Below are 25,250 nucleotides of genomic sequence, written 5' to 3'. Positions count from 1 at the left end.
TAGAACAAGTATTGATGATTAGGTAACTCTGATTGAAGAAAACAACCGAGAGATGAACATTTAAAACAAAAAAGCCTCCAATTTTGATTGGAGGCTTTTTATTTATTGTAATCCAATTATTTTTTTGGATTATTCTTTTTCATTTCTTCTCCGATCATATTACTTGCCGTAAATGAAGCAACCATGTTGTTTAACATATCGCTACCCGCTTGTGGAGAATTGGGAAGTAATATTAAATTGGTATTTGTCTCCTCTCCTATTGATTGTAGTGTGTCATAATGTTGGGTTACAACAATCAAAGCTGATGCTTCTTGAGAATTTATGCCAACCTTGTTCAATACCTCTACAGATTCTTCAAGTCCACGAGCAATTTCTCGACGTTGGTCTGCAATACCTTGTCCTTGTAATCTTTTGCTCTCTGCTTCGGCCTTGGCTTTTTCTACGATAAGAATACGAGCGGCATCACCCTCAAACTGAGCGGCAATCTTTTCACGTTCAGAAGCATTGATACGGTTCATTGCTTCTTTTACCTGTGCGTCTGGGTCAATGTCAGTCACCAAAGTCTTAATGATGTCATAACCATAATTAATCATCGCCTCTTGGAGCTCAGATTTTACAGCAATTGCGATATCATCTTTTTTCACAAACACATCGTCCAATTTCATTTTAGGAACTTCTGCACGCACCACATCGAATACGTAAGAAGTAATTTGATCATGGGGGTACTCTAGTTTATAAAAGGCCTCATATACTTTTTCCTTAATAACAACGTATTGAACTGATATTTTTAGTTTCACAAATACATCATCTAGAGTTTTCGTTTCAACTATAACATCAAGTTGTTGAATTTTTAGACCAACTCTAGTAGCTATACGGTCAATTAATGGAATTTTCATCTGAAGCCCGGAATGGCGTATGCTTTGAAATTTTCCAAAACGCTCAACTATAACAGCAGTTTGTTGTTTAACTGTGAAAAAAGATGAAAAGAGAATAATCAGTCCGATAAAAATAATCGGTATAAGAAAGAAATTGCCCATGATATTTAGATTTTAGTTAGTGAATTGAAGTTACGAATTAACGGTATTATATACGTATGAAAATAGAGCAATTTGTTACAGTTTGATTCTTAAAGTGTGGAAATGGCTTTTTTAATTCTAGAAATGCTCTCTTCTGCACCAATCATGTCCATGATGTCAAATAAATGAGGACCCTTCATAGCGCCAACAATAACCAGTCGTAATGGCGGCATTACTTTTCCAAAGGACAATTCTTGTTTACCTATCCAATCTTTAATTATCGTTTCAATATTCTGAGAGGAAAAGTCATCAATACCTTCCAGTAGTTGAGCAACTGCATTCAGAATGTCTGGGGTATCCTCTTTCCACTGCTTGCGCATTGCTTTTTCATCATATAACTCAGGAGTTTTAAAGAAATAATCACTTAATCCCCAAAAGTCGGATACAAAGTTGGCTCGCTCTTTAATCAGCTCAACCACTTTCTCAATGAACTGCTCAGTGGGGATGGACTCAAGACCATCTTTGCCTTCTAACTCACCCATGAACAATTTGGCAAGCTCACTGTTTGGTTTGGATTGTAAATATTGATGATTATACCATTTGGTTTTGTCTGGGTCAAAACGAGCTCCCGATTTATGTACACGGTCTAAGCTGAAATCTTGTTTAAGTTCTTCCATGCTGAATAACTCTTGCTCTGTTCCAGGATTCCATCCGAGCATTGCTAAAAAATTGATTGTCGCATCAGGGAAGTAGCCCGCCTCACGATAACCAATAGAATCGTTCCAAGTTAATGGAAACACAGGAAAGCCCATTTTTTCACCATCTCGCTTGCTTAGCTTTCCTTTGCCTACGGGCTTCATAATCAAAGGAAGATGCGCAAATAGTGGTGCTTGCCATTCAAAGGCATCATACAATAATTGATGAAGGGCTAGAGATGGCAACCATTCTTCACCCCGTATCACATGGGAGATTTCCATAAGATGGTCATCAACTATGTTGGCCAAATGATAAGTGGGCATACCATCGCTCTTGAACAGCACTTTATCGTCCAATATGTTGGTATCTATTTCTATTTTGCCACGAATGATATCATTTAACTTAAGCTTCTGGTCTTGTGGTGTCAAGAACCGGACTACGTAGTCATGGCCAGCATCCAATTTGGTCTGTGTTTCTTCCTTGGTCAAGGACAAAGAATTTTCAAGCTTTAACCTGTTGTGCCAATTATAGATGAATGTTTTCCCTTTTGCTTCATGGTCTTTTCTATGAAAATCCAATTTTTCAGAAGTATCAAATGCGTAATACGCCTTTCCTTTAGTTATTAACTCTTCAGCGTATCTTTTGTACAAATGCTTTCGTTCACTTTGTCTGTAAGGTCCAAATCCGCCATCTTTCCCTGGTCCTTCATCAAAGGGGATATTACACCAATTTAAAGCTTCGACAATGTACTGTTCCGCGCCTTCAACATACCTATTTTGATCTGTATCCTCTATGCGTAGAACAAAGTCACCATTGTGTTTTTTAGCAAATAGATAATTAAAAAGAGCAGTACGTACTCCTCCTATATGTAATGGCCCTGTGGGGCTTGGTGCAAACCTAACTCTTACTTTTCGACTCATGAACTAAGATTAAGCGGCAAAGATAATCGAAACCCATGAAGCGCCAAAGCCGTTTATACTTCGTAGAGTGAGAATATTTCGGACGTGTATATGGGGAACTAGTGCTGTTTGGCGAATTTCATCTCATCAGGAACCCTTGGATTCATAATCTTAAACCAGAGAGGAGGTATCAAGGACATGACCATTGACGTTGGATAACCAAAAGGCATTTGGGGAGAAGTGTCATGATAGTCAAGAATTTGATATTTTTTGGAGGCTTTATAATGGTGATCACTGTGCCTGGTTAATTCATATAAGACTATTCGGCCTACTACATGGTTACTGTTCCAAGAATGTATTTCTTTTACTCGTTCATATCGGCCAGAAGGTAGTTTGGACCTTAATAACCCGTAGTGTTCTATATAGTTTACGGTCTCTAAAAGTAGAAAACCGACAATGGCTGTGCCAATTGCAAAATACAAGCCATTTAGATTGAAAAAGGTAAAGACTAAAAGCAGGTATGTAACTTGAATTATTGAATACCAGAGCATATCGTGCCGAACGGAAAACAGTGGAGTATTGTTGTTTTTTCTTAATTTCTGTTGAATTTTCCAAGAGTTTATGTACTGCTTAATTACTGATGTGAACCAAAAAGAGTAAACAGACTGGTTATATTTTGCTGTAGCGGGGTCGTTCTTTGTTGCTGCGTTTGCGTGATGACCATGATTGTGCTCTATATAAAAATGCATATATAAAGAGGGCAGTAATAAAAGCTTAGCTAAGTAGCGTTCTTTTGTTTTGTTTCGATGACCAAGCTCATGCGCCACATTGATTCCATTTGTGCCCAGAACTATGCCTACAGAAATGGTTATGCCAACGATTTCCAGGTAACTAAGAGATTGAGAGTTTATTAGCCATAATGCATAGATCAGGAGACCATACACAACGGGAATATTTAGGTATAGCAGCCAATCAAATATTTGTTGATGTTTCTTTTTTTTACGCTCCTCCAAAGTGGTGTTTGTTGTGTCCAACGGAAGCAGTATTTCAAGTATTGGAATGATAACGAACGCATATAATGGAGTAAAATAACTCCAATAGCCCAATAATTGAATGCTTAGTAAGGCAGAAGCCGGTAATGTGAAAGCCGCTAAGTATTTTAAATCTTTCATCCCATGCCTTTTAACAAATATTTGCTATCTACCATTGATTTATAATATATCTTGGTCTTAAATATAGTTGATTTGCAGGCATATAGTAACATACTTGAGAAATTAAACCTATTCACCAAAAAGTATTATACCAAAATGCTCATAAAGGGTTTACTCCTTTTTGTTGTGCTTTTGGCGATGCTTTTTTTCGTTGTTTTAGGGTTTGAGTTTGTATTATGGATGAATTCTGTTGGTAGAATGGTATTGCTCTTTGTTTTGATTCTTTTGGGCACTTATTTGCTTTATAGATTTATAGTGATACCATTGCTTTTTTTATCAAAAGTTAAGAATGGTATTTCAAACAAAGACGCTTCTTTATTAATTGGCAAGCACTTTCCCGAGGTTGATGATCAGTTGTTTAATTTGTTAGATCTGGCTGACAATAAAAACCAATCGGAATTATTATTGGCTAGCATTGAACAACGTTCAGAAGCACTTAACCCTGTGCCTTTTAGTAGGGCAATCGATTATAGAGAAAACTTAAAGTATGTTAAGTATTTGTTGCTACCTATAGGGGTGTTTAGTTTGGTATGGTTAACGGGGAATATGGGTTCTTTCTTTAATTCTTACGAACGGGTCATCAATTATGATATAGCGTATGAACCACCTGCACCTTTTAGGTTTAAGTTATTGTCCAATGACCTTGATGTGCTAGTGGATAAATCGTATACGATTAGAGTTTCTACTATAGGTGATATGCGTCCAGACGCTGTAAACATTATGGTTAATGGCAACGAGTTAATGATGCAAAATGACAATGGAACCTATAGCTACAGTTTGTCACCTCCTCTTTCCAAAATGGATTTTCACTTTGTTTCGGGTAAAGTAGAATCCAGAATATACACTTTAAATGCTTTAAAAGCTCCCGCAATTCTGAATTTTGAACTACTTCTTAATTACCCTTCTTATGTAAAAAAAGAGAATGAAATTCTGAAAAGTACTGGCAATGCTATCTTACCTGAGGGAACAAATGTTACTTGGAAAATAGTTAGTGAAAACACTTCCAAAGTTTTGCTAAAGGAAAAAGATACTGTACAGGATTTTTTAAAATCCACTGAAAATGTGTTTATGTTTTCAAAGAAGATTTATAGTGATTATTCATACGGAATTACGACTTCAAATGAGAATGTTGATGAGTATGAGAAGTTGGACTATAAGTTTACCACTATAAAAGATTCATACCCTAGCATTCGGGTGGAAGATGTTGTTGATTCTGTAGATTTGAATTTAAGATATTATGTGGGTGAGTCTTCAGATGACTATCAATTAGTAAATATAAGATTGGTATGTTATCCTGAGTTTGATGATGAAAACAAGCAGTATGTTGAAATAAGTAGGCCATCTTCGAATTTCAATCAATTCTATTACACTTTCCCTTCGGGATTAGATCTGGAGGAGGACGTTCCGTATAGTTTTTATTTCGAGGCTATTGACAATGATGCCATCCACGGAGGTAAGTCTATAAAGAGCCAAGTATTTGGCACGACCTTGTTGAACGAAGATGAATTACGCAAGATGGAGTTGCAAAAACAACAGTCTATAATTAAGAACATGGATGAGTCTGTTGAAAGATTCGAGGAGCAACAGGAATCACTTAAGGAGATTAGTCAAAAACAAAAAGAAAAGGAACAGCTTAATTATAGTGATGAAAATCAGATCAAGGATTTTCTAAGGAAGCAGCAGAACCAGGAGGACTTAATGCAAAAGTTTAGCAAGGAGCTGAGGGAAAATCTTGAGAAAACAACAAATAACGAGGAGTTAAATAGTTTACTCAAAGAACGCTTGGAACGTCAGGAATTGGAAGCAAGAAAAAATGAACGTTTATTGGAGGAGTTAGACAAGATTGCTGATAAAATTGACAAGGAAGAATTGGCTAAAAGGCTGGAGGAATTGGCCAATAAACAAAAAAACAGCAAACGTAATTTGGAACAATTGTTAGAACTAACAAAAAGGTACTATGTAACGGAAAAAGCAGCACAATTAGCTGATGAGCTTAAAAAATTGAGTAAAAAGCAGAGCTTGTTATCGGAGCAGAAACTTAAAGAGGAGATTTCCGCCCAAGAGCAGCGGGAATTAAATGTTGATTTTGAGGAATTGGCAAATGAGTTGGGAGAATTAGAAAAGGACAATCAAGATTTAAAGAAACCAATAGATTTGGAGGTTAATAAGAAGAGGGAAGAGTCTATAAAGCAAGATCAACAAGAAGCTTTGGATGCAATAAAAGTAAATCTGAAAAGTGATGAACCTTCTGATTCTCAATTAAAAGACAAAGGCGCTGAAATAGCTAAGCAAAAGCAGAAATCTGCGGCGCAGAAAATTAAGGAGATGGGAGAGGAGTTAAGTGAATCGTCCGCAGCAGGGGGTGGTGAGTCAAGTATGGCTGAAGACGCGGATATGTTGCGACAAATATTGGATAATTTAATTACGTTTTCTTTTAAACAAGAGGGTTTGTTTGAGAGTTTGGAGGCTTCGGATTTAGATATTTCGAATTTTTCAAGCACGATTAGAAAGCAGAGTGAATTGAGAGCGCTTTTTGAGCATGTTGACGACAGCCTCTTTTCTTTATCACTGCGTAGGGCAGAGTTGTCGGAATTTGTCAATGAACAGATTACAGATGTGTATTATAATATTGATAAATCGTTAGAAAGTATTGCTGAGAATCAGATGTATCAGGGTATTTCTTATCAGAAATATGTCTTGAATGCTAGTAACAACTTGGCCGATTTCTTGGCTAATATTTTGGATAATATGCAGCAAAGCATGCAATCAGGTTCTGGTAGTGGTAGCGGTGAACCAGGATTTCAACTGCCCGACATAATAAAAGGGCAAGGTGAATTAAAGGAAAAGATGGATGGTATGGGTGAGTCGGAGGGAGGACAACCAGGCGAGGGAGAAGGTAAAGGTGAAAAAGGCAAGGAAGGTCAAAAGGGGCAAGATGGTGAAAAAGGTGAGAATGGTTCGAAGACAGGAGGAGACACCGGGAAAGGTGAAGGTACATCAGGGAGGGGAGAAGATGGAAAAAGTGCTGGAAATGAAGATGGTGGAAAGGAAAATGGCCCCAGCGAAAGAGAGTTAAAGGAAATTTATGAAATTTACAAAGAGCAACAATTGTTACGGCAAGAGTTGGAGCAGCAGTTGTTGAATATGATAAATGAGGGAGATAGAAAACTTGGGGAGAAGCTTGTAAAGCAAATGGAAGATTTTGAAAACGATTTGTTAGAGAATGGGGTTACACAAAGAACAATATCCAAGATTAATAATATTGAGCATGAGATGCTAAAACTAGAAAATGCCACACTAAAGAAGGGAAAGAAATTGGAACGGGAAAGCAATTTCAATTCAGAGATCTTTCAGAACCCCATTCTTACGAAGCCCTCTGCTTTAGAGAATTATAGAAATGAAGTTGAAATATTAAATAGACAAGCACTACCTTTGCGGCAAAATTTTCAGAATAGAGTAAAGGAATATTTCAAGGACAATGATTGAGTTCTTTCAAGAGGGAAGTTTTAGGATACATGCTAAAGAAAAGTATGCCGATTGGATTGGTAGGATAATTGTTTCGGAGGAATCTTTTGTTGGTATTATAAACTTCATCTTTTGTGAGGACGACTACTTACTAAAGGTTAATCAGCAACATCTTAAACATGATTATTTCACCGATATCATAACCTTTGATTATACAGATGGTAATATTGTAAGTGGAGACGTTTTCATTTCAACAGAAAGAATAGAAGAGAATGCCGGTTTGTTCGGTGTGAATTTTAACACAGAGTTGTTACGTGTTATGTCGCACGGTATTCTTCATTTGCTTGGCTATAATGACAAGTCCGAGGATGAGGTAATTAAGATGAGAGCTAAAGAAGAGGAGAAAATTAAAATGTTCCACGTGGAACAAAGCTAGATTTTATGTTTGGAGAAGAATACGATGTAATAGTTGTTGGTGGTGGACACGCTGGGGCGGAGGCGGCAGCGGCAGCGGCCAATATGGGCTCTAAAACTCTGTTGGCTACAATGAACCTGCAAACTATTGGCCAAATGTCGTGCAATCCTGCAATGGGAGGAATTGCAAAAGGACAAATTGTTCGGGAAATTGATGCTTTGGGTGGTTATAGCGGAATTATTACCGATAAATCGGCTATTCAATTTAAGATGTTGAATAAATCAAAGGGCCCTGCGATGTGGAGTCCAAGAACGCAAAACGATAGAATGCGTTTTGCCGAGGAATGGAGACTGGCTTTGGAGAACACGCCGAATGTGGATTTTTATCAGGAAATGATAAGTGGCCTTTTGCTTGATGGTAATAAGGTCGTGGGTGTCAGAACCTCTTTGGGGATTGATGTTAAAGGAAAGTCAGTAGTACTTACAAATGGAACTTTTTTAAATGGCTTAATACATATTGGAGAAAAACAATTTGGTGGTGGACGAGCTGGTGAAAGAGCGGCAACGGGAATAACCGAACAACTTACTGATTTAGGTTTCGATAGTGGAAGAATGAAGACGGGTACCCCACCAAGAGTTGATGGCAGATCTTTGGATTTTTCTAAAATGATTCTTCAACCTGGTGATACTATTCCGGAGAAGTTCTCTTATTTGGACACTCCTGTTTTGACAAAACAAAGGGATTGTCACATGACGCATACAAGTAAGTTAGTCCATGATTTGCTAAAGGAGGGTTTTGAACGATCTCCTATGTTTAATGGCAGAATAAAAAGTCTTGGGCCAAGATATTGTCCGTCTATCGAAGATAAGATTAATAGGTTTGCGGACAAGGACAGTCATCAGTTGTTTGTTGAGCCTGAGGGATGGGACACTGTGGAGGTTTATGTGAATGGATTTTCCACTTCTTTACCAGAAGATGTTCAGTTTAAAGCGCTGCGTTCAGTGGTTGGGTTTGAGAATGTAAAATTCTTTAGACCTGGTTATGCCATTGAGTACGACTATTTTCCACCTACTCAATTGAAGCACACACTGGAGACTAAGTTGATTGACAATTTGTATTTCGCAGGTCAAATAAACGGAACTACAGGTTATGAAGAGGCAGCCTCGCAGGGACTAATGGCTGGAATAAATGCACATCTTAAGCTAAATGAAAAGGAACCTTTTATTCTAAAAAGAGACGAAGCATATATAGGTGTTTTAATAGATGATCTTATTACTAAGGGTACTGAGGAACCGTACCGTATGTTCACTTCAAGAGCTGAGTATCGTACCCTTTTAAGGCAGGATAATGCAGATTTAAGACTAACTCCTAAGAGTCATGAAATTGGACTGGCAACAGATGACCGATTAAAACGCATGGATGAAAAGAAAAGGAAGTCTGATGCTTTTGTTCAATTTTTCAAAAGTACAAGTGTTGGACCTGAAGCCATTAATCCAATTTTGGAAAGCGTTGACTCTTCCTTGGTAAAACAATCCGATAAGATGTTCAAGGTTTTTTCAAGACCAAAAGTCACCATGAATCATATGCTTCAGTTAGATTCAGTTTCTGAGTTTGTTTCTGATAATGATTTGGACAGGGAGGTAATGGAGCAGGCTGAGATACAGGTGAAGTATTCTGGCTATATTCAAAAGGAGAAGAACAATGCCGATAAATTGCATAGACTCGAGAATGTCAAAATTCCAGATAATTTTGATTATTCAAAGTTGAAATCATTATCGTATGAGGCCCGTGAAAAACTTGAGACCATAAGACCAGTTACGATTTCACAAGCCTCTAGAATTAGCGGGGTCTCGCCATCGGACATTAGCGTGCTTTTGGTATTTATGGGACGATAAAATATTTATTGTTCCACGTGGAACAATTCTTTTTTTGTAGGTTGGTTTATACTTTCACGACAAATTAAAAGTTTGGTTCATCACTTTTAAATTCGCTTTCATAAGAATTGGTTTTAAAGTATCTTCGATGATTCAAAAAGGATAATTTGTCTACTAAACTGCGCAATGAAATCATATTTAAAGACTAAAGATTATTCGGTAACCGGAGAAGTTTTTGAACTTGTTGTCGATGAAGAATTAGAGATGTTGATTACCCAACCTCAACCCAAATATCTTGATAAATATTACGACAGTGACAAATACATTTCACATACAGATGCCAATGATACTTTAGTCGACAGGATATATCAAGTCGTAAAAAAGTATAGTATTTGGAGGAAGTTCAAAATCGTGAAAAAATATGGCACGGATTGTAGAACTATTTTAGATGTTGGAGCGGGAACTGGTGATTTTTTGTTTACTGCTAAAAAATGTGAGTGGGAAGTGAGTGGGGTAGAACCTAATCATGATGCAAGAATGCGTGCTAAAGAAAAAGGAGTGAATCTGTGCACAAGTTTGGAAGATCTCAAGAAGAATAACTTCAGTACAATTACCCTGTGGCATGTTTTGGAGCATTTACCAAATCTTAACCATCAAATTAAGCAACTGGTTTCTTTACTTGGGAAAGAAGGTACGATGGTTGTAGCCGTCCCTAATTATAAATCATACGATGCAAAGTACTACAAGGAATATTGGGCGGCGTATGATGTACCACGACATCTTCACCATTTTTCTAAAACCGCCATTGAGAAACTCTTTTCAAACCATGGGATGAAAGTGGTTAAAACAAAACCAATGGTTTTTGATTCATTCTATGTTTCTCTGTTATCTGAAAAATATAAGACAGGCCGTCAAAACTATGTTAGGGCAATTGCGATTGGTTTTCTTTCAAATTTGAAGGCTTGGGTTAGCGGGGAGTACTCTTCTCATATTTATGTTCTAAAAAGGGAGTAAAATCGATTTTAAGACGGTTTGGGGGCTTTTGAGCCTTGCGAGTGCTAGATAGACTGTATTTCTGTCAAAAGATTAAATATAGAGCACGTTAGGAGTTCAATATTAATTGATATTTTCTATTATTTTATTTATTTATCATAGAAATTATCTATTATTTGCGCTATCTTGATTTTCCTCTGAAATGGAGTCATTTACCAAATCACAAATACTTGAATTAAAGAGTTAGTTTTAAAAACCTTTCCTATTTTTGCGCAATTCTATAATTTAATCCTTTAAAAGGAAGAATTTTAAATCATACAAAAATGAAAAGAGTATTATTCGCTATAGTCGTATTGATGATGGTATCATGTCAACAGGAAAAAATAGGATATGTTGACAACGTAAAATTGATGGAGGACTATCAAGAAAAAATAGATGTTGAGGCCAAATACAAAACAAGATTGGATGCCTTTGGGAAAAAGAAGGACAGTATTTCGCAAGCCTTTCAACTAGAGGCACAGGCCTTTCAATTGAAAGCTCAGAAGATGTCACAAAAGAAAGCTCAAGAAGAATATGCTGTTATTCAACAGAAAGGACAATTCATAGGGCAACAATTGCAACAAGAAGAACAACAATTACAATTACAGGGCCAAACCGAAATGGATAGCTTAGTGACTAAGGTGAAAAATGAGATCAAGGATTTTGGTAAGAAAAACGCCTACTCATATATTTTAGGTGGTGGCGATGGAGGTAGCGTTCTTTATGGTACCGATGCCAATGACCTTACTTCGCAAATCACCAAAATTTTAAATGACAATTACTCAAAGTAAATTTTCAAAATGGCATTTGCCAAATAAAAGTAATCTAGGAGCCCTAACATAACTGTTAGGGCTTTTTTAGTACTACGGTTGTAGCAAAAAGACTAGAAAGATTGCCGGTACAAAGTATATTGCAATGGTTCTTGCCCCATCATAATCTTTGGCTATTCGTTGTCCAAATAGTAACATAAGCAAAGCAATACAAGACAAAATTGCACCATATAATGCCAAGGCACTTTTACCTTCAGCTACAAGTTGGTAGATGCCTATTATGCACAGGATTCCGGCGACTATCTCAAGAATTAGTATTGTGGCCACTAGGAAAGGCACCATGCCTCCCAAAAAGGTCTTTGAAAAATGTCCTCTAAGCCATGATATATTTCCATTCCAGTCCATTATTTTATCCAATCCACTTTGAATAAATGTAATTACCAAAAACAATAAAAGTAAAATCTCAGTGACGTTATTTAGTGGATGCTCCATTTTTTTATTTCAGGGTAGATTAGTTGATAAGCGAACTTTCTTTTTTATGCAATAGACGTGTGAGTTTTATTGAAAGATCGGTAAGTATTATTTTAGAATTGCCATTTCGCTCAATATGGTACATGGCATTTTCTAGCTCTTCCACAATATCCAAAATGTTGTTTTCATGAATAAAAGGGGCGAATTTTTCCAATTGAAAACCATCCATGTGAATTCGCATAAAGGCCAGTTCTTTAATGTTAAAGTTAATCAACATGGCCTGGCGCATTACTGCTATGCAGTATTGTAGAAATTTTTTCTGTGTTTCTCTTCCGGTTTTAGCAACTTCTTCAGCCCATAGAATAAGTTCATGTATAGCAGATTTATTGCCTTTTGCCTTGAACGCACTTCGTACCCATTGTACAAACCATTTCTCAAAGACAAGATCCTCTGAATCGTTGTTCATTAAATCAAGGGCCTTATTAAAATTGCCGTTGGCCTCATGTGCCAGGCGTAATGCCTCCTCTCGCATGAGTCCTTTGTCCTCCAGGGCTTTTGCCATGAACTCTTCGGCAAGAGGCGGAAAATGTAGAATTTGACAACGAGATTTTATGGTCTGGATAATCTGCTCCTCATTTTGTGCAACCAATAGAAAAACAGTTTTTTCAGGAGGTTCCTCAATCAATTTCAAAAGCTTATTGGCCGTGGCAACGTTCATTTTTTCTGCCATCCATATCAGCATCACTTTATACCCTCCCTCATATGATTTTAAGGAAAGCTTCTTCACTATAGCATGTGCCTCATCAACCCCTATTTGTCCTTGTTTTTTTTCAATTCCAATTAAACGGTACCAATCAAAAAGGTTTCCATAAGGTTGTTCCATGATAAATTGCCGCCATTCCTCCATATAGTGATTACTCACTGCATGACTTTTCACCTTATCGGAATTTGAAACAGGAAAAGCAAAATGCATATCGGGATGGGAAAGTGTATTGCACTTAATATTACAAGCTTGATTATCAACACTACTGTTTTCGGCATTTTGATTGGCACATATTATATATTGTGCATAAGCTATTGCCATTGACAGTGCACCCGAACCTTCAGGCCCCACGAATAATTGGGCATGGGGTATTCGACCGGCATCAGCGCTTTGGGCCAGGTGATTTTTTATATGGGAAAGTCCCAGTATATCATTGAACAGCATCATCCAAAGATAGTTTTTTTGAATAAGTAAATAAACATTATATAATATTGAAATTATTCAGCTTATTTTCAATAAAATCCCTTAAATATTTACCTTTGCAGTTCATTTAAAACGAAGCATCATGATGACCATTGACGATTTTAATTTTGAAAATAAAAAAGCATTGATTCGAGTTGATTTCAATGTTCCATTGGATGGGGAATTCAATGTAACGGATACGAATAGAATTGAAGCTGCGAAACCAACTATAATCAAGGTTTTGGAAGATGGAGGCAGTGCTGTTTTGATGAGTCATTTAGGGAGACCAAAAGGGCAGAAAAACCAAGATATGTCGCTTAAACATATTTGCGGTAAAGTTTCTGAGATTATTGGAGTTCAAGTTAAGTTTGTTGAAGATTGTGTTGGTGAGATGGTTGAAAAAGCTGTTGCTGAACTTCAGGAAGGAGAGGTTTTATTATTGGAAAACCTTCGTTTTTATGATGAGGAAACTTCTGGTGATGTCGATTTTGCTGAAAAACTTTCGAAATTGGGTGATATTTATGTGAATGATGCTTTTGGAACCGCTCACAGGGCCCATGCTTCAACTACAATTGTTGCGCAGTTCTTTTCTGGCCAAAAATGCTTTGGCAACTTATTGGCCAAAGAGATAAAATCTATTGAGAAAGTGATGCGTACAGGAGAAAAACCTGTGTTGGCAATTCTAGGAGGGGCAAAGGTTTCTTCTAAGATCACCATAATTGAAAACATACTTGACAAGGTGGATCATCTAATTGTCGGTGGAGGTATGACGTATACTTTTGTAAAGGCCCAAGGGGGTAAAATCGGGGATTCTATTTGTGAGGATGACAAAATGGATCTTGCGATGAGTATACTTGCCCAGGCTAAGGAAAAAGGGGTTCAAGTTCATATACCTGTTGATGTTTTGGCAGCAAATGATTTTAGCAACGATGCCGATACACAAGTGGTTGATGTAGATAAAATACCAGATGGCTGGCAAGGTCTGGATGCCGGTCCAAAAACTTTGGATATTTTCAAAGAAGTGATTTTAAAAAGTAAAACCATTTTGTGGAATGGCCCTGTTGGGGTCTTTGAAATGGAGAATTTTTCGAATGGAACCATCAGCGTTGGTGATTTTATTGATGAAGCCACACAAAATGGTGCTTTTTCATTAGTAGGTGGTGGTGATTCGGTAGCGGCTGTCAAGCAATTTGGATTCCAAGAAAAAGTGAGCTACGTCTCTACTGGTGGTGGTGCGATGTTAGAGAGCCTCGAGGGAAAAACTTTGCCCGGAATCGCTGCAATATTAGAAGGGTAAGGGCGTTATCGATTAACGGGAGTTACCGTATTAAACGATACTTTAGGATTTTAAATTTTATTCTTTCAAAAAAAAATACGATTTTCGTTAGTTCCCGTTAACTAAAGAACATCCTATGTTTTCATTTAAATCTTCATGTTTAAGCTTTGTCTTATTGATTTTTTTGACCATTCCAATAATGGCCCAAGAAACTAAAGACGCTGCTGTTGAACAAGGCAAGGTCGTCGAGGCCAAAGATATTCCGTTAGATACACTTGCCATAAATGATAATGCGCTTCCTGTTATTGCCATTGGCGACAAAAAAACTTTTGATTTAAAGGATATCGAAATTGCTGCAAAATATGATAGCCTTTGGATGAAGGAATTATACGAAAGTGCGGAGCTTTATGACGATATGTACAGAGAAGTATCTCAGCTTGATACTGATTTTGCTCCAAACAGCACATTGAATACCGATACCCTTAAAATGCGATTGGAAAGGTTGAATCAAAAAACACCTTTTAATGTTGCGTATAATCCCTCATTAGAGAACGTGATTAAGTCTTTTTTGGTTCGTAAACGTGGCTTAATTGAGCGAATGCTTACCGTAAGCCAATTTTATTTTCCACTTTTTGAGGAACAATTAGACAACCATGATATTCCTTTGGAAATGAAGTATCTCGCCATAGTGGAATCTGCCTTGAACCCAAGGGCTAGATCTAGAGTTGGTGCTACTGGTCTATGGCAATTTATGTACGGCACGGGAAAAATGTACAAGTTAGATGTTAGTAGTTATGTAGATGAACGTAGCGACCCTATAAAATCCACAGAAGCTGCCTGTTTATACCTTTCTAAACTATATGATATTTTCGACGATTGGGATTTGGCTTTAGCGGCATATAATTCTGGTCCAGGAAATGTGAACAAGGCCATACGGCGATCAGGTGGATATAAAAACTATTGGAACATCAGAAGAAACCTTCCACGTGAAACAGCTGGTTATGTGCCTGCATTCCTAGCAACAATGTATTTGTTCGAGTATGCCGAGGAACATGGTATAAAACCAAAAAAAGTTGACCGCACCTATTTTGAAACAGACACCATTCATGTAAAAAGCTTGATTACGTTTAATCAAATTTCTGAATTGGTCGGAGTGGGCGTTGATGAATTGAAGCTGCTAAATCCATCATACAAATTAAACATCATTCCTTATGTAAAAGGAAAAGATTATTCCTTGAGATTACCAAAGGCTGCGATGGGAAAATTCGTTTCAAATGAGGAGGCTATCTATGCACACGTTAAGGAGCAATTAGGGAGCAAGGAATCTCCTTTGCCCCAGTTGGTAAAAGCGGATGATAGAATACGATATAGGGTACGAAGCGGAGATTATCTAGGAAAAATTGCAGAAAGATATGGTGTGGGAGTTAGCCAAATCAAGAGATGGAATGGTTTAAGAAACAATAATCTACGCGTAGGCCAACGGTTGACTATCTATTCCAGAAAACCAGTTACCTCTAATAGAGCTACAAAAACCACGAAATCAGCTTCGCAAAAGATAAGCGGAGTTGGAGCAAAGGTGCATACGGTAAGGAGTGGCGATTCACTTTGGACCATTTCAAGAAAATATCCTGGAATTAGTATCGAAAATCTACGAGAATGGAACGGTATTAGTGGTAATAACCTAAAACCAGGCACAAAACTGAAATTGTGCGATTGTTCATCGTAAACTAAAATTACATATGAGACATTTTAAGTTACTGTTTGCTCTTTTGTTCTTTATTGTTTTATCCTGTAAAGATCAAGGCAAAAAAAGCTATCTACCCAGCTCTATTGGCGCGTATAACACTTTAATCGTTGTAATAGATAATGAGCTATGGAAGTCTAAGGTTGGCGATAAGGTTCGCGAACATTTTGCAGCATCATCCCTAGGGTTGACAATGGATGAACCTTTATTCTCAATAACGCAGATACCACCAGGGGTTTTTTCAGGAGCAGTTCGTAATAGCAGATCGGTTCTTTATGTGCAAAAAGACACTATTAATTTGGCCCATATTAAAACTGATATGTATTCAAAACCGCAAAAGGTGGCCGTGGTTAAGGGTAATTCAGATGATGAGATAATAGAAAATCTTGACTTGAAAGCCGAAGAAATGATAGGAACCTTTAAAAACCTAGAAATTAGTGAGGCGCAGACTAGATTTCTAAAGTCTTTGAACAAAGAGAAAGATATTCAGGAGAAATTCGGAATCAATTTAAATATACCGTCAATTTATAAAGTGGTGAAAAGTGAAGAAAATTTTGTTTGGGTCGAAAGGCTTATCCAAAAAGGGCAAATGAACATTATTGCTTATGAAATGCCTTGGGATAGTTTTTCGGTAGATTCTACTTTTATTAAAGATATAGTTCGCATGCGCGACTCTATTGGCAGCTTGTATATTCCTGGTCCAGATGTTCCTGGCAAAAGAACCCATATGCGTTCGGAACCGGCATTTGCCCCATCTGTTTTTCCTGCTGAAATTGCAGGCAGAAAAGCAGCTGAGGTTCGTGGTTTATGGGATATTAAGAATTACCCTATGGCGGGACCATTCTTAACTTATATTGTCAACGACAGGGAGAATAATAGAAAAATCGTTGTGGAAGGTTTTACGTTCGCTCCGGCCACTGAAAAGAGAGATTATATGTTCGAATTGGAAGCCATAATCAAAACATTGAGATTCAATTAGTAACTTAAAATGACATAAAAAAAGCCCCTAAACTTAAAGTTTAGGGGCTTTTACCTTTTATAGTGAATCTTAGAAATTGCCAAAACTAAATCCTGTTGATACTCTAAATACAAATGCATAAATCACAATTGCCAGTAGCGAAAAACAAAACCACGAAAAAGCCTTGAAATATCTTTTGATAAATTGATTGCTCCAGTTTCTAAAAGCTTCAAAATAAATGTTTTTTAAGAGTAATAATTTTCCCATACGTCCATTAGTTTAATTATTGTTACAGCAAAATTCACTATTTAGAATAATTGTCAAAAATAAAAAGGACGAAATGACAAATAATTTGGTTCATTAAAGCCTGGAATTGTATCCAATCTATGAACGGCTATTTTAATCGATTAAAAGGAGAATTAATGGAGAGAATGAGATTAAATTTGTTCTGCAAACTGAAAATAAAAAGCGCCCTTTTTCATGGGGCGCTCTAAAATTGGGTTGGTTTAAGAATTACTTAATCGAACGCAAATCCTGTAGACACTCTAAATACGAATGCATAAAGCATTATGACGAAACTGGCAAAGCAGAACCATGAAAAGGCTTTAAAATAGGATTTGACAATGGCATTGCCTAAGTTTCTAAAGGCCTCCAAATAGATTTCTTTGATTAGAAGTACGTTTTTCATGTTGTTTGGGTTTAGGGTTAAATAGTGTCACTTGGTATGATATATAACGGATAATCAGTTAATTAGGTGTTTTTTTCTTAGAATATGTTGTCAACACGGTTTAGAATGTTGTGAACTTTTAAAAGGGGCATAAAAAAACCATGATTCTTTGTTGAATCATGGTTTTTAATATATCAGATTTGTTCCTTGTTTTACATTTCAACAATAATGAATTCAGATCGTCTGTTGAGCAAATGGTTTGCCTCTGAACACCTTACGCTTCCGTCACATCCATTTATCAGTCGCTCTTCTCCATAACCAATAGCACTCTGAATTCTATTTGCGTCAATTCCCTTAGAGATTATGTAAGCCCTAGTTGATTTGGCACGCTTTTCAGATAAATATTTGTTATATACACGTGCTCCCCTTGAATCGGTATGTGATTCAATTTTAATCACCATAGTAGGATACTCGGTCATTACCTGAACGAGCTTGTCGAGTTCCTCAGATGCATCTTTTCTAATATATGATTTGTCAAAATCAAAATAGATCATCTCGGTTTTCAGTTTGCGAATACCATCTTCTACTGCAATCATTTCTTTTAATCTTCGAAGTGCAACTTCTGTATTCACCACTTCGTTGTCCTTTGTTGATACCCCTACTTCTTCATCAAAGTAATCTTGACGAGTTGTTTTGACGGTATATTTTGTGTTACCCTCTAAATCTTCAAATAGGAACGTGCCGTCATCATTGGCCACCATTTCCTTGATTTTCATGTTATTTTCATCTAATAGGGTTACCAAGGCTTTTGGCATAATATTACCTGTAATCAATTCGGTTACAACACCTGCAATGGCATTTAGATTTTCAGGAACTTCTTCAACTACCAATCGTTTAAATGAATAAATATCATCATCTCCTTTACCCCCTCTTCTGTTGGAGGCGAAGAAACCTTTTTGGTTCTCCTCGTTCACGATATAGGAGAAATCGTCTTTGTTACTGTTTATGGGTTTACCTACATTCTTGACTTCAAGAAAACCTTCCTCTTCATCTATGGCCGCTTCGAATACATCTAAGCCGCCTAAGCCAACATGGCCATTAGAGGAAAAATACAGCTTCTCTTTATTTATAAAAGGAAACATTTCTTTTCTTTCTGTATTGATACCGGGGCCTAAATTTCTTGGTTCTGAAAAACTTCCGTCACCGAGGACGTCAACAACAAAAATGTCGGTCTGGCCAATTGTCCCGGGCATGTCAGATACAAAATATAGTAATTTTCCGTCTGGGCTAAGTGCAGGATGTCCAGTAGAATAGTCATCGCTATTAAACGGCACCTCTCTGGCCTCGGTCCATTCACCGTTCACTTTTGTTGAACGATATATTTTGAGGTGATTTACACCTTTTTTATCTCTTTTTAATTTTTTACCGTAATTATTCCTTGTAAAGTACATGGTTTCATTATCCGGAGCGAAAGTCACTGAAGCTTCATGATATTTTGTATTGACCGCTTTAGAGAACTTAATAGCATCTTTGAGCTCTTGCGATTCTTCATTTAGTTTAGCTACATATAAGTCGAGAAAAGGTTGATTGTTCCATTTATACTTTCTGGTATTGAATATAGATGTATCATTAGAAGAGGCGTATACTATTTGCCCATCGCTATGGAACATTGGAGAAAACTCTGAATATTTTGAATTTATAGCTAAATTAAGAACATCAAATTCTTGTTTAGAATTTCGCAATTCGTCCAATACAACTTCGTTTGGCAAGGCATTTTCAGCAACGTCTCTTGAAATTGAAGCATCTGGGTCTTGCATTTTACGGTTGTATAACCTCATAAGGCGTTTAGACCTAGCATATTTACCAGTGCCCTTTAAAGAGTGTGCATATTTGAAAATATTATCAGCGGACATTTCTTTCCCATAATTTTCATATAACAGATTATACCAATGATAGGCTTTTTCCATATTGGTATTAAAGTAATGCGCGTCCCCAGCTTTTTGGATGATGTCGAAAGAATGGTTCTTTTCACTTTTGTTCAAAGCTTGTTCGTACAATTCGGCAGCTTCTGCATACCACATTTTGTCAAAATAAATATCAGCTTTTTCAATAAGTTTACTTCGATTTGGTTTGCCTTGTGTTGTATTTTGTCTTGAGTAATTGTCATCGGAAGTTTTTTGACTTTCCAACATTTCGTAAGATACTTCCTCGACATCCATAGCCTCGTTATTATCACCATTGGCCACATTCAATATCCAAACAGCTTCTTTGTATAATCCATCAAGATCGGTACTGGCCGCATCTATCGCCGTTTCCCAATTTTCATGATGCTGTAGATACAGATAGTTCATCTTGTTTTCAGGATTGTGGATATATCCGGCGTCAAAACCTAATTTTCTATGTTTTTTTGCTGCCTTTTTAGCATTTCGGTTCTTTCCAAAAACTCCAGCGACAATGTAATACCCATCTTCTATTTTATTTAAGTTTGTCAGTTTTCTTTGCAGTATTCCTTTGATATCTGCTGCTGCTTCAAAAAGGTCAGCTTCTGTGGAAGACTCGTTTAATTTACTATAATTCGATTGGAAATTATCGCTATAGATTCCTGTTATTTCTGATGATGGAGTCGCTTGGGCCACAACACCAATATGGAGGAACAGAAAGTATATAACTGCTAGTATGTAATATTTGATTTTCATGGTAGCAAAACTGTAATTTGGTCTTAACTTTAAGATTGGTTGTTTTATTGAGCAAATTAAATAAGGGTTGCCCAATATGAATTAAAGACCGAATCTAAGCGTTCTTTAAGTTTTGAAATATTTTTTGTTGTGAAAGAGTTGTTTTTTGTCGTGTAATACGGCTTTTTGTCGATAGACGCCCAATTTGTAGGATACGAGAAGAAGTGAGAACTTTGCTGAAAATGATCAAAGATTAAAAAATACCAATAAGTACATTGTGATTTTAGAGCAAAAAAACACCCCAAGAAGGGGTGCTGTTATATGATGTATTGAGAAAATGCTATTTGTCGTTGTTATCCTCAATTTTTTCCTCCTCTTTGGAGGCATCTTTAAATTCTTTGATTCCACTTCCGAGCCCTCTCATTAATTCAGGGATTTTTTTTCCTCCAAACAAAAGAAGAACAACCATTACAACGATTGCTATTTGCCACGGACCTATTGCTAAAAATATCTGTAAAGCTGTCATAATTTGTAATTTAATGCAAAGCAAATGTACTAAAAACTTATTAGTTTGCTGTTAATATTAACGTAAGAGGTATTTTTTAATTGCATAAACTGAATTTTAAAAAAATACGTACATAAAAGAGTTGACGAAGCGAAATGCATCTGTTATAAAAAAGTGAAGAACCTCATTAATTTCAATTCTAAGTTTATCTTTGCGTACGATGGCTAAAAAAGTAAAGAAAAGAAAGGATATCAAAAGAAAGCTGCTGCACAAGTATCGCCTGGTAATCCTTAATGAAAGTACTTTTGAAGAAAAAATAAGCTTTAAACTAAGTCGTTTAAATGTATTCGTAACAGGATCACTTTGTATAATTGGTCTAATCGGCCTTACCATATTACTCATAGCGTTTACACCTCTACGTGAGTACATACCTGGCTATTCTTCTACCAAACTGAAAAGACAGGCGACCGAACTCACCTATAAAACAGACTCTTTAGTAAACACATTATATTATACCAATAGGTATTTGAATAATATTAGAATGGTGCTCCGGGGTGATATTGAGAATAATGAGATAAATAGAGATTCTTTATTCGAGCAATTTAAATTGGATCCATCAAGTGTTGATTTAGATCCTATAAAAGAGGATTCGCTACTGAGAGCAGAAGTTGCTTTAGAGGATAAATATAATTTGTTTGAAAGAAACAGTGATAAGTCCAACTTAGTGCTTTTTCCGCCCTTAAACGGAACATTGTCTGAAAAATACAATAGAGATATTAAGCATTTTGCTGTAGATGTTGTTGCCCCCAAAGACACCCCTGTAAAAGCTGTGGCCAACGGTATAGTAATTTTTGCTGAATGGACGACTGAAACGGGATATGTGATTATACTTGAACATAAAGATGGTCTATTGAGTGTTTATAAACACAATGGTTCTCTGAGCAAATCACAGGGTGATATTGTTCGTGCCGGAGAAGTCATTGCTTCAGTGGGCAATACCGGTGAATTTACCACAGGCCCTCATTTGCATTTTGAATTATGGGACAATGGCAACCCTGTTAACCCCTTGGATTTCATAGATTTTAAATAATATGTCATTAAAATCGGCTGCCGCGAGAATTTTTGCCAAACGAATAACCCAAAAAACTTCAAAATGGGCTAATCGTCCAATTGAAACGCAGGACAAAGTATTTAGGTCTTTGATAAAGGCAGGTGGCAAAACCCTATTTGGTAGAGACCATGATTTTGCTGAAATACATAATCATGATAATTTTGTGAAAAGAGTCCCCATAAGGGATTATGAGGAGCTTAAGGACTATGTTGCCAAGGTAGTTGATGGGAATTCAAACATCCTATGGCCCGGAAAACCGATATATTTTGCAAAAACTTCAGGGACGACTTCAGGTGCCAAGTACATTCCGATAACAAAAGTATCTATCAAACATCAGGTTGAAGCTTCACGTAATGCCATTCTAAATTACATTGATGAAACAGGAAATGTTGATTTCGTTGATGGCAAAATGATATTTTTACAAGGGAGCCCTGAACTTGAGGAAAAAAATGGCGTTAAACTTGGTAGGCTTTCGGGCATATCAGCACATTATGTTCCCAATTATCTACAAAAAAACAGGCTACCAAGTTGGGAGACCAATTGCATTGAAGATTGGGAAACCAAGGTAGATGCAATTGTAAATGAAACCATCAATGAAGATATGACTGTAATAGCAGGAATTCCTTCATGGGTGCAAATGTATTTCGAAAAATTAAGCACCAAAGGCGATAAAAAGATTGGTGAATTATTCAAGAACTTTCAACTATTCATTTATGGCGGGGTCAACTATGAACCTTATCGAGCTAAATTTGAAAACCTCATAGGCAAAAAAGTAGATAGTATTGAATTATTCCCAGCCAGTGAAGGTTTTTTTGCATATCAAGATTCTCAAAAAGAAAAGGGAATGCTACTGCTTTTAAATTCCGGGATTTTTTATGAATTTGTAAAAGCAGAAGATTTTCATAATGAAAACAGAAAACGCCTTACACTCAAAGATGTTAAAATAGGGGTCAATTATGTGATGATTATTTCTACCAACGCAGGTTTATGGGCATATAATCTTGGAGATACCGTTCAGTTTATTTCATTGAAGCCTTATAAAATAGTCGTTTCAGGAAGAATTAAGCATTTCATTTCGGCATTTGGGGAACATGTAATTGCCAAAGAGGTTGAAGAGGCAATGCAAAGGGCGGTTGAAGCTACAGATGCCAGAATCAATGAGTTTACAGTGGCACCTCAAATAACACCTAAAGAAGATGAACTTCCTTATCATGAATGGTTGGTTGAGTTTGAGAATCAACCAACTGACATGGATAAATTCATTCAAATTTTAGATGCGTCACTACAACAACAGAATAGTTATTATTTTGATTTGATTGAGGGTAAAATTCTTCAGACCCTGAAAGTTCTGCCTATAAAAGTTGGAGGGTTTCAGGAATATATGAAGTCAATAGGTAAGTTAGGAGGTCAGAATAAAGTACAACGACTATCCAATAATCGCAAGGTCGCTAATGTCTTATCCACGTTTGCCCAAGAGAGTTGATATTTGGTCTTTGGCTAAAGTACCAGTTATGAATCATCAATTTTAATTGTAATTTTGCATGAACTTTCTCTATGAATCCAAGAACTAATACGACAAGAGCACAAGAATCTACAAATGCAATAGAACGTTTGTACATTACAATGCGACATTTATTTAATCGGGGGTTCTATAAGCCCATGGGTGTTTCAGGCGAAACACTAAGAAATGCACTTTTGCAATTACGCCCAGAAATTTATGGCTCAATAGCCGAGGAAAAGGCTGAGTTAAGTGGACTTGTATATGTTTTGGAACGTCTACCAGAAGGCATTGAACAATGCAGGTTTATAAACCTCACTTCAGACGAAGGTTATGGCAAAGCACATTTTGATGCAATTATACCACCTAAGAGAAGAAGAAATTGTTATCGTATCGATGATGAGCAAATGAATATTGAGATCACTAGGGGAAGATCCGATATTTATGACATTCTTACCCACCTAACTTTTTTGTTCATAGAATCTTACAAAATATCTAAGAGGGTATTGATAGAGGATTCCGATAAAACCATTCGAGATTGGGACAAACTGGAAACAGTGGTAAAAAAACAAAAGTTGACCCAGTCAGAGCGTGAGGTCGCTTTGATACATACTGCAAATATCTTAGGTAGGTCTTTTGATGAAATATTGGAGTATTACAAAAAGTTTGCAACCAAAAAGAATCCTGAAAAATTCTTACATATCATTTATTGGATGGGCAAACTGGCGATTGAAGAGGAGGTGACAGGAGATAAGCGTGCTATAACTTTCACTTCACTTTTACGAGAGCGACTTGGCCATCATATCCATGGTGAGGTTTGGGCAAACACGATAAAAGAGGTTTTGGCAAAAAATGAACTACTCTCAAGACCAATACACATCATTAGTGCAAATATGCACAGTGTCATGAATTCTTTGTTTGCAAGAAAGGCACTTAGTAAAGAGTATCCTAAGAATGGCTCGTTGGAAATTTACGAGGCATTAAGTTCACCAAAAAACAAAGAACTGCAGAAAAAGGTAACTCAAATTGCTACTAAGAATGGGATGATAGCCATTGACGACATCTCTGGAACCAACATAGATGTTCAGGTTTTTGACTTGGCCAAACTAGGAAAAGATGCTTGTTGTTATGATTTGGGCGAGGACATTCCAAATAATCAAAAACCTGTTATATTTGTTATGGACTATGCCTTTGGAGAGCAAGCATATGAAACCATAGACGAGCTTTTAAAGCCCTACAAAAGTGCAATGAAAGGGGATATATTTTTGGATGTAGCTTCAATTTCAATAATGGGGAAAGCAGGAATCTTAGAAGGTGGCAAAGGAGATTTAATGATTCCATCAGCGCATATTTTTGAAGGTACATCAGATAATTATCCATTCAAGAATGAATTATGTGCCAAGGATTTTCAGGGACATGGATTGGAAGTATTTGAAGGTGCAATGGTTACAGTTTTAGGCACATCTCTGCAAAACAGAGATATTCTGAAGTTTTTCCATAAGTCTACCTGGAATGTCATAGGATTAGAGATGGAAGGTGTGCATTATCAGAAAGCAATACAATCGGCTTCAAAGATTCGCAGGAGTATTAGAGAGGATGTAAAGGTCAGATATGCCTATTATGCTTCTGATAATCCTTTGGAAACGGGAAGTACATTGGCATCGGGAGGTTTGGGAACAACAGGCGTTAAACCCACCTATTTAATAACTGACAGAATTTTAGAACAAATATTTAACTCATAG

20 protein-coding genes are annotated in these 25,250 nt (G+C 36.8%); 11 read left to right on the top strand and 9 right to left on the bottom strand.

The window, feature by feature from the left end; genetic code table 11:
* Positions 1-116 precede the first annotated feature (116 nt).
* The 3 genes from FB2170_RS07110 to FB2170_RS07100 form a co-directional block, all read right to left on the bottom strand.
* A complete protein-coding gene (locus FB2170_RS07110; RefSeq protein ID WP_013305858.1) occupies positions 117-1,037 on the bottom strand; it encodes an SPFH domain-containing protein in 921 nt (306 codons plus the stop codon).
* Positions 1,038-1,126: 89 nt separating this feature from the next.
* The gene (gltX, locus tag FB2170_RS07105; protein ID WP_013305857.1) at positions 1,127-2,632 is read right to left on the bottom strand and encodes a glutamate--tRNA ligase; all 1,506 of its coding nucleotides are present in this window, start codon (positions 2,630-2,632) and stop codon (positions 1,127-1,129) included.
* Positions 2,633-2,730: 98 nt separating this feature from the next.
* Positions 2,731-3,783: an alkane 1-monooxygenase gene (locus FB2170_RS07100; protein WP_013305856.1), complete on the bottom strand. Its 1,053-nt coding sequence runs from the start codon at positions 3,781-3,783 to the stop codon at positions 2,731-2,733.
* A 72-nt stretch (positions 3,784-3,855) separates the two neighbouring features.
* On the opposite strand from FB2170_RS07100, the gene FB2170_RS07095 reads away from it, so the two are divergent.
* The 5 genes from FB2170_RS07095 (at position 3,856) to FB2170_RS07075 (ending at position 11,399) form a co-directional block, all read left to right on the top strand.
* The gene (locus FB2170_RS07095; RefSeq protein ID WP_041633098.1) at positions 3,856-7,308 is read left to right on the top strand and encodes a hypothetical protein; all 3,453 of its coding nucleotides are present in this window, start codon (positions 3,856-3,858) and stop codon (positions 7,306-7,308) included.
* Entirely contained in the window at positions 7,301-7,723 is a 423-nt protein-coding gene (gene ybeY / locus FB2170_RS07090; RefSeq protein WP_013305854.1) for an rRNA maturation RNase YbeY, read from the top strand. The genes FB2170_RS07095 and ybeY overlap by 8 nt, the downstream gene beginning before the upstream one ends.
* A 5-nt stretch (positions 7,724-7,728) precedes the next feature.
* Positions 7,729-9,597 (top strand): tRNA uridine-5-carboxymethylaminomethyl(34) synthesis enzyme MnmG, encoded by a 1,869-nt coding sequence (mnmG, locus tag FB2170_RS07085; RefSeq protein WP_013305853.1) that lies wholly within the window; start codon positions 7,729-7,731, stop codon positions 9,595-9,597.
* A gap of 165 nt (positions 9,598-9,762) precedes the next feature.
* Positions 9,763-10,590 carry a class I SAM-dependent methyltransferase gene (locus tag FB2170_RS07080; protein ID WP_013305852.1) on the top strand — a complete coding sequence of 276 codons (828 nt, stop codon included), beginning with the start codon at positions 9,763-9,765 and terminating at the stop codon, positions 10,588-10,590.
* A 302-nt stretch (positions 10,591-10,892) separates the two neighbouring features.
* Positions 10,893-11,399 carry an OmpH family outer membrane protein gene (locus tag FB2170_RS07075; protein WP_041632726.1) on the top strand — a complete coding sequence of 169 codons (507 nt, stop codon included), beginning with the start codon at positions 10,893-10,895 and terminating at the stop codon, positions 11,397-11,399.
* A gap of 72 nt (positions 11,400-11,471) precedes the next feature.
* Here the strand turns inward: FB2170_RS07075 and FB2170_RS07070 are convergent, their stop codons facing one another.
* Positions 11,472-11,870, bottom strand: a complete 399-nt coding sequence (locus FB2170_RS07070) for a DoxX family membrane protein (protein WP_013305850.1) — start codon at positions 11,868-11,870, stop codon at positions 11,472-11,474.
* Between the two features lie 19 nt (positions 11,871-11,889).
* Entirely contained in the window at positions 11,890-13,056 is a 1,167-nt protein-coding gene (locus tag FB2170_RS07065) for an ATP-binding protein (protein WP_041632724.1), read from the bottom strand.
* A gap of 121 nt (positions 13,057-13,177) precedes the next feature.
* Between FB2170_RS07065 and FB2170_RS07060 the strand changes: the two genes are divergently transcribed.
* The 3 genes from FB2170_RS07060 to FB2170_RS07050 all read left to right on the top strand — a co-directional run bounded on the left by FB2170_RS07060 (position 13,178) and on the right by FB2170_RS07050 (position 17,073).
* Positions 13,178-14,371, top strand: a complete 1,194-nt coding sequence (locus tag FB2170_RS07060) for a phosphoglycerate kinase (RefSeq protein WP_013305848.1) — start codon at positions 13,178-13,180, stop codon at positions 14,369-14,371.
* A gap of 115 nt (positions 14,372-14,486) precedes the next feature.
* A complete protein-coding gene (locus FB2170_RS07055) occupies positions 14,487-16,076 on the top strand; it encodes a LysM peptidoglycan-binding domain-containing protein (protein ID WP_013305847.1) in 1,590 nt (529 codons plus the stop codon).
* A gap of 13 nt (positions 16,077-16,089) precedes the next feature.
* Entirely contained in the window at positions 16,090-17,073 is a 984-nt protein-coding gene (locus FB2170_RS07050; RefSeq protein WP_013305846.1) for a DUF4837 family protein, read from the top strand.
* Between the two features lie 69 nt (positions 17,074-17,142).
* On the opposite strand, the gene FB2170_RS17640 is transcribed toward FB2170_RS07050, so the two are convergent.
* The 4 genes from FB2170_RS17640 to FB2170_RS07040 all read right to left on the bottom strand — a co-directional run bounded on the left by FB2170_RS17640 (position 17,143) and on the right by FB2170_RS07040 (position 20,920).
* Complete coding sequence (locus FB2170_RS17640; protein ID WP_013305845.1) at positions 17,143-17,319, bottom strand: DUF6747 family protein; 177 nt, start codon at positions 17,317-17,319, stop codon at positions 17,143-17,145.
* A 250-nt stretch (positions 17,320-17,569) separates the two neighbouring features.
* Positions 17,570-17,740: a DUF6747 family protein gene (locus FB2170_RS17425; protein WP_013305844.1), complete on the bottom strand. Its 171-nt coding sequence runs from the start codon at positions 17,738-17,740 to the stop codon at positions 17,570-17,572.
* A 191-nt stretch (positions 17,741-17,931) separates the two neighbouring features.
* On the bottom strand, positions 17,932-20,415 hold the full coding sequence (locus FB2170_RS07045) for an OmpA family protein (RefSeq protein ID WP_013305843.1): 2,484 nt from the start codon (positions 20,413-20,415) through the stop codon (positions 17,932-17,934).
* A gap of 319 nt (positions 20,416-20,734) precedes the next feature.
* Positions 20,735-20,920 (bottom strand): twin-arginine translocase TatA/TatE family subunit, encoded by a 186-nt coding sequence (locus tag FB2170_RS07040; RefSeq protein ID WP_013305842.1) that lies wholly within the window; start codon positions 20,918-20,920, stop codon positions 20,735-20,737.
* Between the two features lie 199 nt (positions 20,921-21,119).
* Between FB2170_RS07040 and FB2170_RS07035 the strand changes: the two genes are divergently transcribed.
* The 3 genes from FB2170_RS07035 (at position 21,120) to FB2170_RS07025 (ending at position 25,250) form a co-directional block, all read left to right on the top strand.
* A complete protein-coding gene (locus FB2170_RS07035; RefSeq protein WP_041632722.1) occupies positions 21,120-21,989 on the top strand; it encodes a M23 family metallopeptidase in 870 nt (289 codons plus the stop codon).
* A 1-nt stretch (position 21,990) separates the two neighbouring features.
* Complete coding sequence (locus tag FB2170_RS07030; protein WP_013305841.1) at positions 21,991-23,493, top strand: GH3 auxin-responsive promoter family protein; 1,503 nt, start codon at positions 21,991-21,993, stop codon at positions 23,491-23,493.
* Positions 23,494-23,564: 71 nt separating this feature from the next.
* Positions 23,565-25,250: a DUF6909 family protein gene (locus FB2170_RS07025; protein ID WP_041632720.1), complete on the top strand. Its 1,686-nt coding sequence runs from the start codon at positions 23,565-23,567 to the stop codon at positions 25,248-25,250.

This window comes from Maribacter sp. HTCC2170 (genome assembly GCF_000153165.2).
Lineage (GTDB): Bacteria > Bacteroidota > Bacteroidia > Flavobacteriales > Flavobacteriaceae > Maribacter_A.
Note: the sequence above shows the minus strand (reverse complement) of the source record. Positions and strands in the feature narration are given on the sequence as shown.

Coding starts and splice junctions, on each gene's coding strand:
- FB2170_RS07110 (WP_013305858.1), bottom strand. CDS start 1,037: ATGGGCAATTTCTTTCTTATACCGATTATTTTTATCGGACTGATTATT.
- gltX (WP_013305857.1), bottom strand. CDS start 2,632: ATGAGTCGAAAAGTAAGAGTTAGGTTTGCACCAAGCCCCACAGGGCCA.
- FB2170_RS07100 (WP_013305856.1), bottom strand. CDS start 3,783: ATGAAAGATTTAAAATACTTAGCGGCTTTCACATTACCGGCTTCTGCC.
- ybeY (WP_013305854.1), top strand. CDS start 7,301: ATGATTGAGTTCTTTCAAGAGGGAAGTTTTAGGATACATGCTAAAGAA.
- mnmG (WP_013305853.1), top strand. CDS start 7,729: ATGTTTGGAGAAGAATACGATGTAATAGTTGTTGGTGGTGGACACGCT.
- FB2170_RS07080 (WP_013305852.1), top strand. CDS start 9,763: ATGAAATCATATTTAAAGACTAAAGATTATTCGGTAACCGGAGAAGTT.
- FB2170_RS07075 (WP_041632726.1), top strand. CDS start 10,893: ATGAAAAGAGTATTATTCGCTATAGTCGTATTGATGATGGTATCATGT.
- FB2170_RS07070 (WP_013305850.1), bottom strand. CDS start 11,870: ATGGAGCATCCACTAAATAACGTCACTGAGATTTTACTTTTATTGTTT.
- FB2170_RS07065 (WP_041632724.1), bottom strand. CDS start 13,056: ATGCTGTTCAATGATATACTGGGACTTTCCCATATAAAAAATCACCTG.
- FB2170_RS07060 (WP_013305848.1), top strand. CDS start 13,178: ATGATGACCATTGACGATTTTAATTTTGAAAATAAAAAAGCATTGATT.
- FB2170_RS07055 (WP_013305847.1), top strand. CDS start 14,487: ATGTTTTCATTTAAATCTTCATGTTTAAGCTTTGTCTTATTGATTTTT.
- FB2170_RS07050 (WP_013305846.1), top strand. CDS start 16,090: ATGAGACATTTTAAGTTACTGTTTGCTCTTTTGTTCTTTATTGTTTTA.
- FB2170_RS17640 (WP_013305845.1), bottom strand. CDS start 17,319: ATGGGAAAATTATTACTCTTAAAAAACATTTATTTTGAAGCTTTTAGA.
- FB2170_RS17425 (WP_013305844.1), bottom strand. CDS start 17,740: ATGAAAAACGTACTTCTAATCAAAGAAATCTATTTGGAGGCCTTTAGA.
- FB2170_RS07045 (WP_013305843.1), bottom strand. CDS start 20,415: ATGAAAATCAAATATTACATACTAGCAGTTATATACTTTCTGTTCCTC.
- FB2170_RS07040 (WP_013305842.1), bottom strand. CDS start 20,920: ATGACAGCTTTACAGATATTTTTAGCAATAGGTCCGTGGCAAATAGCA.
- FB2170_RS07035 (WP_041632722.1), top strand. CDS start 21,120: ATGGCTAAAAAAGTAAAGAAAAGAAAGGATATCAAAAGAAAGCTGCTG.
- FB2170_RS07030 (WP_013305841.1), top strand. CDS start 21,991: ATGTCATTAAAATCGGCTGCCGCGAGAATTTTTGCCAAACGAATAACC.
- FB2170_RS07025 (WP_041632720.1), top strand. CDS start 23,565: ATGAATCCAAGAACTAATACGACAAGAGCACAAGAATCTACAAATGCA.